3 protein-coding genes are annotated in these 2346 nt (G+C 72.1%); 1 reads left to right on the top strand and 2 read right to left on the bottom strand.

Translation table 11 applies throughout. From position 1 onward, the window contains the following. Nucleotides 1-259 (top strand): AEC family transporter (locus L2I40_RS22040; RefSeq protein WP_372491099.1); only part of this gene is annotated, 259 nt, incomplete at its 5' end. 222 nt (nucleotides 260-481) lie between these two features. Here L2I40_RS22040 and trpS read toward each other — a convergent pair. Together trpS and L2I40_RS22030 are read right to left on the bottom strand one after the other, a co-directional pair. Then, nucleotides 482-1483, bottom strand: coding sequence for a tryptophan--tRNA ligase (gene trpS, locus L2I40_RS22035; protein WP_237217423.1), 1002 nt, complete (start codon nucleotides 1481-1483; stop codon nucleotides 482-484). A 54-nt stretch (nucleotides 1484-1537) separates the two neighbouring features. Beyond that, entirely contained in the window at nucleotides 1538-2218 is a 681-nt protein-coding gene (locus L2I40_RS22030; protein WP_372491098.1) for a YggS family pyridoxal phosphate-dependent enzyme, read from the bottom strand. Nucleotides 2219-2346: the final 128 nt, after the last annotated feature.

The following is a 2346-nucleotide window of genomic DNA, read 5'->3' as shown; positions in this document are numbered from 1 at the left end:
GGGGACGCAGGCGGCGACGGCGGTGCTGAAGCTCGCCGTCGTGCCGGCGGTGACCTGGGCGGTCTGCACGGCCGCGGGCGTCGGGCCGCTGGCCACCGGCGTCGCCGTGCTGTTCATGGCGCTGCCGACCGCCTCCACCAGCTACGTGATGGCGCGCGCGATGGGCGGCAACGCGCCGCTGATGGCGGCGATCACCAGCAACCAGCACATCCTCGCCGCCGCGACCCTGCCGGTCTGGGCGTGGCTGCTGACGGGGTGAGTCCGGAGGTTCAAACGGGCAGTTGGGACCAACAAGCGGCCGCACGGCGGCCGCCGCGCCGCGACCGACAGCGATGCCGGGTGCGCCATGGCTGCGGCGCGCAAGCGTCACGCCGGAGGCGTGCTATTCGCACGTCACGCCGGCGGCGTGCTATTCGCACGACGCGCCCGGAGGGGTCATGCGAGCAGCATGCCTCCGGCATGGCGCCGGCGTTTGAGGTCACTATCTCCTGGGCAGGAAGCCGACCAGCTCCTCGGCCTTGTCGCAGATCGGCGTCGCGATCGCGTCCGCGCGCTCGGCGCCCTTGCGCAGCGCGGCGTCGAGCGCGGCGGGGTCCTGCAGCAGCCGCGTCATCTCGGTGCGGATCGGGTCGAGATGCGCGACCAGCGCCTCGGCCAGCACCTCCTTGAAGGCGCCGAAGCCCTTGCCGCCATGATGGCGCAGCACGCCGGCATGCGTGTCGCCGGTGATGGCGGCGAGGATGCCGACCAGGTTCCGCGCCTCCGGCCGGCCTTCCAGGCCCGCCTCGCTCTCCGGCAGCGGCTCGGGGTCCGTCTTCGCGCGGCGGATCTTGAGCGCGATCGCGTCGTGGTCGTCGGTGAGGTTGATGCGCGACTGGTCGGAGGGATCCGACTTCGACATCTTCTTCGTGCCGTCGCGCAGCGACATTACGCGCGCGGCGACGCCCTGGATCAGCGGCTCGATCGTCGGGAAGAACTCCACGCCGTAGTCGTGGTTGAACTTCTGGGCGATGTCATTCGCGAGTTCCAGGTGCTGACGCTGGTCGTCGCCGACCGGCACCTTGGTCGCGTGGTAGGTCAGGATGTCGGCCGCCATCAGGTTCGGATAGACGTAGAGGCCCGACGAGGCGGCCTCGCGGTCCTTGCCGGCCTTGTCCTTGAACTGCGTCATCCGGTTCAGCCAGCCGAGGCGCGCGACGCAGTTGAAGATCCAGGCGAGCCGCGCATGCGCGTGCACGTGGCTCTGGATGAACAGCGTGCAGCGGTTCGGATCGAGGCCGCAGGCGATGAGCGCCGCCGCCATCTCCCGCGTCTGCCGCGCGAGCTCCTTCGGGTCCTGCCAGACGGTGATGGCGTGCAGGTCCACCACGCAGAAGATCGATTCATGCGTGTCCTGCATCGGCACCCAGTTGCGGATGGCGCCGAGATAGTTGCCGAGGGTGGGCACGCCGGAAGGCTGGATGCCGGAGAAGACGCGGGACATGCGGTGTTCGCTCTGGTGAAGGGCCGAAGGTGTCGTGCGGCGCGGGCCGCGCCGTCAAGTCGCGGCGGGATACGGCCGCGCCCCGAATATGGCGGTGCCGACGCGGACATGCGTCGCGCCCTCGGCGATCGCGGCCTCGTAGTCGCCGCTCATGCCCATCGAGAGCGTCGCCAGCCCATGCTTCGCGGCGAGGCCCGCGAGATACGCGAAATGCGGCCGCGGGTCGGCCTCGACCGGCGGGATGCACATCAGGCCGGCCACCGTCAGGCCGTGCTCGTCGCGGCAGGCGCGCAGGAAGGCGTCGGCCTCGGCGCGCGGCACGCCGGCCTTCTGCGGCTCGTCGCCGGTGTTGACCTGCACCAGCAGCGCCGGCGCGCGGCCTTCCTTGCGGATGGCATCCGCCAGCGCGGCGGCGAGCTTCGGGCGGTCCAGGCTCTCGATCACGTCGGCCACCCGCACCGCCTCGCGCGCCTTGTTGGTCTGCAGCGCGCCGATCAGATGCAGGCGGAGCGCCGGGTGTGCGGCGCGCAGCGGCGGGAACTTCGCCATCGCCTCCTGCACGCGGTTCTCGCCGAACACGGTCTGGCCGGCGGCCAGCGCCTCCTCGACCGCCTCGGCCGGATGCGTCTTGGACACGGCGACGAGGGTGACGGAGGCGGGGTCGCGGTTGGCGCGGCGGCAGGCTTCCGCGATGCGGGCCTTTACGGCGGCGAGGTTGGCTGCGATGGCCGACACGAGCGGAGGGTCCGGGGCTTGGGGATGCGGACGCTAGAGGGGTGGTCGCGGCGGCTCAAGCCGGCGTCGCGCGGCACGCGCGCCTCGCCGGCGTCGCGCGGCACGCGCGCCTCGCCGGCGTCGCGCGG

It is taken from the genome of Falsiroseomonas oryziterrae (assembly GCF_021864505.1).
In the GTDB taxonomy this organism is placed as follows: Bacteria; Pseudomonadota; Alphaproteobacteria; order Acetobacterales; family Acetobacteraceae; genus Falsiroseomonas; species Falsiroseomonas oryziterrae.
Note: the sequence above shows the minus strand (reverse complement) of the source record. Positions and strands in the feature narration are given on the sequence as shown.

Coding starts and splice junctions, on each gene's coding strand:
- trpS (WP_237217423.1), bottom strand. CDS start 1,483: ATGTCCCGCGTCTTCTCCGGCATCCAGCCTTCCGGCGTGCCCACCCTC.